The 8,599-nt window shown below is 35.4% G+C and carries 8 protein-coding genes and 1 pseudogene; all 9 read left to right on the top strand.

Annotation, left to right across the window (positions count from 1 at the left end; all coding sequences use genetic code 11):
- A pseudogene (locus COZ07_RS02400) lies at nucleotides 1–263 on the top strand (sugar ABC transporter permease); the annotation flags it as partial.
- A 55-nt stretch (nucleotides 264–318) separates the two neighbouring features.
- Nucleotides 319–1,494, top strand: a complete 1,176-nt coding sequence (locus tag COZ07_RS02395) for an ROK family transcriptional regulator (RefSeq protein WP_406606997.1) — start codon at nucleotides 319–321, stop codon at nucleotides 1,492–1,494.
- An 88-nt stretch (nucleotides 1,495–1,582) separates the two neighbouring features.
- Nucleotides 1,583–2,722 (top strand): xylose isomerase, encoded by a 1,140-nt coding sequence (locus tag COZ07_RS02390; protein WP_406606996.1) that lies wholly within the window; start codon nucleotides 1,583–1,585, stop codon nucleotides 2,720–2,722.
- A gap of 36 nt (nucleotides 2,723–2,758) precedes the next feature.
- Nucleotides 2,759–4,282, top strand: a complete 1,524-nt coding sequence (gene xylB / locus COZ07_RS02385) for a xylulokinase (RefSeq protein WP_406606995.1) — start codon at nucleotides 2,759–2,761, stop codon at nucleotides 4,280–4,282.
- 243 nt (nucleotides 4,283–4,525) lie between these two features.
- A complete protein-coding gene (locus COZ07_RS02380) occupies nucleotides 4,526–5,197 on the top strand; it encodes a histidine phosphatase family protein (protein WP_406606994.1) in 672 nt (223 codons plus the stop codon).
- Nucleotides 5,190–6,254, top strand: a complete 1,065-nt coding sequence (gene cobT / locus COZ07_RS02375) for a nicotinate-nucleotide--dimethylbenzimidazole phosphoribosyltransferase (RefSeq protein ID WP_406606993.1) — start codon at nucleotides 5,190–5,192, stop codon at nucleotides 6,252–6,254. Before COZ07_RS02380 ends, cobT begins: the two co-directional genes overlap by 8 nt.
- Before the next feature lie 158 nt (nucleotides 6,255–6,412).
- Entirely contained in the window at nucleotides 6,413–6,961 is a 549-nt protein-coding gene (gene cobU / locus COZ07_RS02370; RefSeq protein ID WP_406606992.1) for a bifunctional adenosylcobinamide kinase/adenosylcobinamide-phosphate guanylyltransferase, read from the top strand.
- Nucleotides 6,962–6,968: 7 nt separating this feature from the next.
- Entirely contained in the window at nucleotides 6,969–7,745 is a 777-nt protein-coding gene (gene cobS / locus COZ07_RS02365; protein ID WP_406606991.1) for an adenosylcobinamide-GDP ribazoletransferase, read from the top strand.
- A gap of 60 nt (nucleotides 7,746–7,805) precedes the next feature.
- Nucleotides 7,806–8,599 (top strand): transposase (locus COZ07_RS02360; protein ID WP_406606990.1); only part of this gene is annotated, 794 nt, incomplete at its 3' end.

The raw sequence follows: 8,599 nt of genomic DNA, 5'->3' as shown, positions 1-8,599 counted from the left end.
GTTATGTTGCCGCAGGTACCACTAGTGGTGGCATGAATTATGAACTTTCAGCTATAGGTGGTTGTGTTATGGGTGGTACCAGTTTAATGGGAGGCATTGGAACAGTTTTTGGAGCTCTAATGGGTACCTTGCTTATGACCAGTCTCGAAAATGGAATGAGCGTTATGAATATGAGTGTGTTCTGGCAGTATATAGTTAAAGGCTTAATCCTGATTTTAGCAGTTTATGTAGATGTAACATCAAGGAAAAACAAGTCTTTATAAGAGAGTGTATAATATTTAGAAATAAATTAGAAAAAGAAGGAGAAAATTTTATATAATGAAGAGAAGTAAAGCTAGGTTAGGAAACTCAATCGTAATCAGAAAATGGAATTTAAGTAATATTTTTAAAGCAATTCGCAAGCAAGGTTCTATTTCTCGGATAGAACTAACTGAAATTACAGGATGTAGTGCCGGTACAGTGTCAAACCATGTTAGAACTCTGATTAAAAAAGGTTTCGTGATTGAAACCAAAAAAGGTATTTCTTCTGGCGGCAGAAAACCAATACAATTAATGATTAATCCCCACAAAGCTTATATTTTTAGTATTGAGATTGAGGTTAACCAGATAAAGATAGTGATGTTTGATTTAGAAATAAAAGTGATAACCAAGAGTGTTATTCCCATAACCTATAAAGATGATTACCAGAAGAACCTTGAACAAGTATTTTTTGAGATGGATAAGATGAGGGAAGAAAAGAATTTAAAATTAGATAATCTCCTGGGAATAGGAGTAGCAGTACCTGGTTTAATTGATAAAGAGAAGGGTATATTAGAATTTGCGCCTAATTTAGGATGGAAAAATGTTTATATTTTAAAGATTTTTAAAGATAAATTTAACCTTCCGGTAATCTTAGATAATGAGGCGAAAGCAGCAGCTATTGGGGAAAGAGAATTTATCTATCCAAAAATGGATAATATGGTATTTATCTCAATTAATGAAGGAATAGGTTGCGGGGTTATTTTGAATGGTGAACTATATAGAGGAGCTAGTGGAAATGCAGGGGAATTCGGTCATATAATTATTGATAATAATGGTTTAGTATGTCACTGTGGTAATAAAGGGTGCTGGGAAACACTTGCTTCGGAAAGCTATATTGTTAATAGGTATTTAAAATTATCTAATAGTAATAAAGAATTGACTAAGAAAGAGATATATCAAATAGGTAAAAATGGCGATAAAAAGATAATTGAGATATTTAATGAAGTAGGAAGGAATATTGGGATAGGGTTAGTCAATATTATTAATGGGCTTAGCCCTGAATTGTTAGTAATTGGCGGAGGGATTGTAGAGATAAAAGATTATATTTATGATGAAATTATTAAAAAACTTGAGGAAAGTGCCTTATCTATTTCGTATAAGAAGGTAGAAATTAAATTTAGTGAATTAGCTGGTTTAGCTGCAGTTTATGGGATGGCTGATTTAATTATTAATGAAAGAATTAAATTTATTTAATCTAGGTTTCAGAGAGGAAGAAGGTCAAATCATAAAAGGTCCTTTTTTGTAAATCAATTAATATACCTTACTATTTAAGGAGTGGAAAATGAAAGAAAATAAATCATTACATAGTATCTGTCGATGGACTTTTAATGCGGGGAAGGGTGGCTTTGTCCCCGATGATATGAGGCCAAAATGGAATTCTAAAAATTTAAATACTGTTGATATGATTAAGCTGGTAAGAAATAGAGTTGCCCCGAGATTACCGGGTAATATAGAGTTAGGAATTGAAATGCATTATGATAATGAGTTTGATGAAAAGACTGCTCCTGAAATAGCCGATGCCTTAGTAGATTCCAAGATATATCTGGCTATGGTAACTCCAGGAGCTCACAGACATTATGCTTATGGTGGTGTAGCCTCCTTAGATCCTCAGGAGAGAAAGAAAGCAGAAGAATTTGGGGAGAGGACGGTTAATCTTGCTTATGGGACTCTTCGGAAAGCCTGGCATCCCGATCCCTCAAAATGGCCAACTGTGGTTATTTGGAATGGTTCGTTTGGTTATGACCTTGCCTCTATAGGAATTTTTCAAATGTATCAGAATCTTAAGGAGAGTATTGCAAAACTATGCCAATATGAAGAAAAATTAGGAGGGAACCTCTATTTTGCGATAGAACCTAAACCCAATGAAGGACATCCGGCTCTTTTAATTCCAACCGTAGCCAGTGCCCTGGTATTTTGGAATAAATTAGAAGAAGAGTTTAAAATTACTCGTGATAAAAAGGGAGTGAATAAAGAATTTGGTCATTCAGAAATGATAGGGCTCGACCATGTATATGATACTATTGAGGAAATAGATAACCATGCTTTAGTTCATATGCACTTAAACAGTCAGGGTTATAATGATGGTATAATTCTTGGCGGACCGGGAAAATATGATATCGACCACGGGACGCGGGTTAATGGTATGAATATAGCCATAGCCGGTTTAATCCGGGAAGCAGATTTTAATCGCTGGAAAGGCCACGATATGCAGGTAAGGCCATATGACAATGAAGAACAAGGAATCGACAGAGTGATTAGGAGTGTGCTAAGCTGGGAGGCCTGTGCCCAAGCTGCTCAAGAACTCGATAAAGAACAATTAATGAAATACCTCAACAATCGAGAAACCGCTAAAGCAGAGGATATTATGAGAGAAGCTCTGACAAATGCTCAAAAATACTTTGACCGAATGTATAAAGAGTGATTATTAAAAATACAAAAATTAAAAAGCAGGTGTTTTATGGGTTATCTTTTAGGATTAGATATCGGTACCAGTGGAGTAAAAGCTCTATTAGTATCCCCAGAAGGTAAGATTATTTCCAGTAAAACAGTTTCATATCCCCTTACAACTCCTCATCCTGGTTGGGCAGAACAATCTCCTTATGATTGGTGGGAGGCCACTGTAAAAGTGATAAAGGAAACAGTATCTGATAATCCTATTGACTCTAACCAGATTAAAGGAATAAGCCTATCCGGGCAAATGCACAGTTCGGTCTTCCTTGATGAAAAGATGGAAGTTATTAGACCGGCCATCCTCTGGAGTGATACCCGTACCTCAGAACAATGTAAAGAGATTTATGCTAGAGCAGGAGGATTGGATCAGCTAATCCATTATGTATCTAATCCCGCCCTGGAGGGATTTACTGCTCCCAAGATCTTATGGTTAAAAGAAAATGAACCAGAAAATTATAAAAAGGTTAAACATATCCTTTTACCCAAAGATTATATCCGTTATAAATTAACCGGTGAGCTGTTTACCGAAGTCTCTGATGCTGCCGGTACTCTATTGTTTGAGGTAATAAAAAAGAGATGGTCTACCAGCTTATTGGAAAAACTGGAGATTACCCAAGATTTACTCTCTCCGGTGCTTAATTCATTCGATTTAGCTGGTAGGATAACTAAAAATATAGCTGAGCAAACCGGTTTAAAATTCGGAACTTCAGTAGTTGCTGGAGGAGCTGATAATGCCTGTGGAGCAGTGGGAAGTGGAATTATTCAAGAAGGAAGGGTGATGGTCAGTATCGGTTCCTCAGGGGTAGTCTTGGCTCAGACTAATAATCCTCAAGCTGACCAAGAAGGGAGGATACATCTATTTAATCATGCCTGCCCAGATAGCTGGTATATGATGGGAGTAACCTTATCAGCAGGGATATCCTATGAATGGTTACAGAAAAAATTATTTAATAATAGATTAAGTTATACTAAATTAGATCAATTAGCTGAAGAGATAGAGCCTGGTAGTGAAGGATTGATCTTCTTGCCTTATCTTTATGGAGAAAGGACTCCCCATAATGATGCTAATGCTCGTGGTGTATATTTTGGTATATCCGGTAAACATGATCAAAGGCATTTTACAAGATCTGTCTTAGAAGGAGTAGCCTTTGCTTTAAAAGATTCTCTGGAATTAATTAAAGATAAAGGGGTTAAGATTAAAGAGATAAGAGCTATCGGAGGGGGAGCAAAAAGCAGGATATGGCAGCAGATATTGGCTGATATCTTAGGTGAAGAGATAAATCTATTAAATATAGAGGAAGGACCCGCTTTTGGAGCTGCTTTGATTGCTGGTGTGGGTGTCGGTGTATATGACAGTTTTGCAGAAGCAGTGAATAGAATTATTAAAGTTAAAAAGACTATCGTTCCCGGGATTCAAAATAACGAAATATATAATCAAGGTTATCAGCTATATAAGAAATTGTATTACAGTTTGAAAGAAAATTTTAAAGAACTAAAGGAAATGGAAATGGAGTCAAATCTTTATTCTTAAATACCTATAATGTTATTCTCTACAGTTATGTACTAATGCCCAATCATTTCCACCTTCTCTTAGAAACTCCTCCGGCCAATCTTAGTACATAATCCTTTGTGGATTACCAAACTGTGCTTTTAGAATATGGAGGAAACAATCAAATGATAGCGAATTAAGGGATTTAGTTAGAAGAATTGAAGAAGGCTGTCAAGAATAAAGATTTGACCCCATTATATATTAGAGAGGAGAATACTTGAAAGTATGGCAATAAAGTTGATTTTGATTCGACATGCAGAGAGTGATGGTAATGTTCAAAAGAGATTTTGTGGTTTTAAGGATGTCCATTTGACTAAAAAAGGAATAGGGCAGGCGGAAAGATTGTCATATCGCTTAAAGGGGGTACCGGTAGACGAAGTTTACTGTAGTGATTTAAAGAGGGCTCAACATACTGCGGAAATTATTTTTAAAGATCGAGGAATAGATATTATAATAAATCCTAAATTTAGAGAAATAAATTTTGGGATATGGGAAGGTTATACCTTTGACGAAGTTAAATCAAAATATGGATATGGGGATGAATTTAACTTATGGTTTGAAAATATTAATGAGAAAATTAAAATTCCTAAAGGGGAAAGTTTAATAGATTTAAATGACCGAGTTATGACTGAATTAGGCAAGATACTAAAGAGAGATAAGAAAGTTAATAAAGATAAAACTATCGCTCTAGTCTGTCATGGTGGTACTATTCGAGTTATTCTCGGTAATGCCCTAAACCTAGAATTAAAATATATTTGGAATATAGAACAAAATTCAACTGCTTTAAATATTATAAATTATTATGACCATAAAGCATTTGTTGCACTTATAAATGATACCTCTCATCTGGAAGATTGGTGGAAAAGTGGATGGTTAAAGGAGAAAAGAGATGAATAAGAAGATAAAAGAGACTATTCAAAAGATTACCCCCATTAACTTTAAGCTTATGGAAAAAGCCCAAAAAAGATTAGATAATCTTACCAAACCTCAAGGAAGTTTAGGGAGACTAGAGGATTTTGCCGGTCAAATAGTAGGTATTTCTGGAAATCTTAATCCGGAAATCAAAAGAAAAGTAATTTTGGTGATGGCTGGGGACCATGGAGTTGCCCAGGAAAGAGTGAGTGCCTTTCCACAGGAAGTTACTTTTCAAATGGTATATAATTTTATTCGCGGAGGTGCAGGTATTAATGTGTTGGCCAGGCATATAGGGGCAGATGTTTTAGTAGTGGATATGGGAGTGGCTAAAGATTTTGCTTCTGAAAAAGGATTAATTATAAAAAAGATTGCCTATGGTACAAAAAACATCGCTCAGGGTCCAGCTATGAGTAGAGATGAAGCAGAAAGAGCAATAATGGCCGGAATCGAAGTCTTTGAAGATGAATTAAGTAGAAAAGGAATCGACATTGTAGGATTAGGAGAAATGGGAATTGCTAATACTACCCCTAGCAGTGCCATAGTAGCCTGTTTGACTAAATCTAAGGTCGAGGAGGTTACCGGTCAAGGAACGGGGATAAATGAAGACCAACTTAAAAATAAAATAAGAGTAATCAAACAAGCAATAGAAATTAATCATCCTGATCCGGAAGATGGTCTTGATGTTTTATCTAAAATAGGTGGTTTTGAAATTGGAGGTTTAGTAGGTTGTATTTTAGCTGCTGCTGCTTATCGGGTTCCTATTGTAATTGATGGTTTTATTTCTTGTGCGAGTACTTTAATTGCGATTAAGTTAGCTCCTTTAGTAAAAGATTATATATTGGCGAGTCATAATTCGATGGAAAAAGGGCATAAGATTGCCTTAAAATATATAGGGAAAGTTCCTATGTTCGATCTTGGTATGCGGCTTGGCGAAGGGACTGGTGCTGCTTTGGGGATTAGTTTTATTGAAGCGGGGGTTAAAATACTAACTCAAATGGCTACCTTTAGCGATGCTGGAGTAGAGAATAAAAAAGTATAAATTAGTCGTTAGTGAATAGTGAATAGTCGTTAGTATTGCGTGAAAAAAAATAGGAGTCAGAGGTAGGGGTTCGATTCATCGAACCCGCAATAATATATGGGCACGATACATCGTGTCCATAGGCAAAAGACAATAAAATAGAAAGAAGAATAAATATTATGCATAGAGGGAAATTAATCTTTATCACTGGAGGAGCAAGAAGCGGGAAGAGTAATTTTGCTGAAAAGATGGCTCTTAGTTTAGGTAAAACAGTAGTTTATCTGGCTACCGGTCAACCTCTGGATAAAGAGATGGCCTACAGAATAAAAAAACATAAAACTAAAAGGCCAGCTGAGTGGGAGACTTATGAAGAACCAATAGAAGTTAGCGAATTAGTTAGTAGTTTAGGCCGGGAAAAAGAAGTTATACTAATAGATTGTTTAACTTTGTTAGTCTCTAATCTCTTATTAAGGGAAAAGAATAAAGTTGGAAACCCTCCATGGGAAGAAAAAATTTTATTAGAAATTGAAAAGCTAACTGAGATTTCTTATCAAGTTCCTGCTCAAATAATAATTGTCTCTAACGAAGTTGGTATGGGTTTAGTTCCAGATAATCCCCTGGGAAGAGTTTATCGGGATATTTTAGGTAGAGCAAATAGCATAATTGCCCATAAAGCTGATGAGGTTTTTATGATGATTTCCGGAATACCATTAAAGATAAAGGGCTAATAAAACAATGAAAATTTTAAGAGATTTATCTTTAGCTATACGTTTTCTAACTATTATCCCCATAATTTCGTTTCCCCCCTCCGACGATACTAATCAAAATGAAGAGGCATTAGCAGAACATTTGGCTAATTCTATGGCTTTCTTTCCGCTGGTAGGAATGTTAATGGGGGTATTGCTGGTACTTTTAAGAAGATTATTTTATTACCTCCCTGTTTCTTCATTGGTAGGTGATACTTTAGTTCTAATTTTTTGGATCTGGCTTAGCGGAGGGTTACATTTAGATGGTTTTGCCGATAGCGTAGATGGATTTTTGGGAGGACATAATAAAGAGGAAATACTAAAGATTATGAAGGATAGTTCTACCGGGGCCAAAGGGGTAGTGGCATTAGTTTCTCTTTTATTATTAAAGTTTGTTCTTCTGGTGGAGATGCCCTTATTCTTAAAAGATGCCGCTTTGTTTTTTACTCCCACTATAGGACGTTGGAGTATGGTGATAGCCGCTTTTTTAGGTAGACCAGCTCGCTTAAAAAATAGTATGGGTAAATTATTTATGGATTATGTTAGCTGGAAAGAGGTTATCTTCGCCAGTTTAACTATGGCAGTTATAGGTATTTTATTATTTAGATTATACTTTCTGCCTCTGGTGATGGTAGGAATAGGGCTAGTATTATTGATCTTAAAATATTCCCAGAAAAAAATTGGTGGTATAAGCGGGGATATATTGGGAGCGATAAATGAAATAGTGGAAGTTTTTTGTCTATTAGTTATATACTTATCAAATTAGTGGAAATGGGGTCAAATCTTTATCCTTGACAGTTGACCCCTTTTTAGCTATCCTTTATTTATGGCCAGAGCATTAAGAATTAAATATAAAAATGCCTTATATCATATTACCTCTCGTGGGAATGAAAGAAGAAATATATTTGCAGACGACCCTGATCGGGATTTTTTCCTTCAAACTTTAAAAGAATCCCTAAATACCTATAATGTTATTCTCTACAGTTATGTACTCATGTCCAATCATTTCCACCTTCTCTTAGAAACTCCTCTGGCCAATCTCAGCGAATTTATGAGGCAATTTAATATTACCTATACCTCTTATTATAATCGAAAATATAACCGGGTCGGACATCTCTATCAAGGCAGATATAAAAGTATACTGGTTCAAAAAGATAATTATTTACATATCTTATCCCGTTATATTCATCTTAATCCGGTAAGAGTGGTAAAGATGGAGAATGTTCCCCTATCAGAAAAAGAGAAATATTTAAGACACTTCAAATGGAGTAGCCTGAAAGGTTATATAAATAAAAATAATCCACAATCCTTTGTGGATTACCAAACCATCCTTTTAGAATATGGAGGAGACAATCCAAAAGGACGTAATAACTACTGGCAAGCTCTACAAAGCGATATATCTTCAAAGCTGGAAATAAAAAAGCAAATCATCGGAAATTCTATTTTGGGAAATAAACAATTTGTCCAAGAGATCGAGGAGAAATATTTACTGAAAAAAGAAAAAGAGATTCCTTCTGTCAGGAAGATTCATAGCTATTGTACAAAAGATAAAGTCATTGAAATCGCCTGTAGAGAGATAGGCAAAACATGGGAACAACTAAAAAGTACACCGAATAGCCA

It is taken from the genome of Candidatus Infernicultor aquiphilus (assembly GCF_002784285.1).
In the GTDB taxonomy this organism is placed as follows: domain Bacteria; phylum Atribacterota; class Phoenicimicrobiia; order Phoenicimicrobiales; family Phoenicimicrobiaceae; genus Infernicultor; species Infernicultor aquiphilus.
The sequence above is the reverse complement of the archived record's forward strand: the minus strand, read 5'-3'. Positions and strand labels throughout refer to the sequence as shown.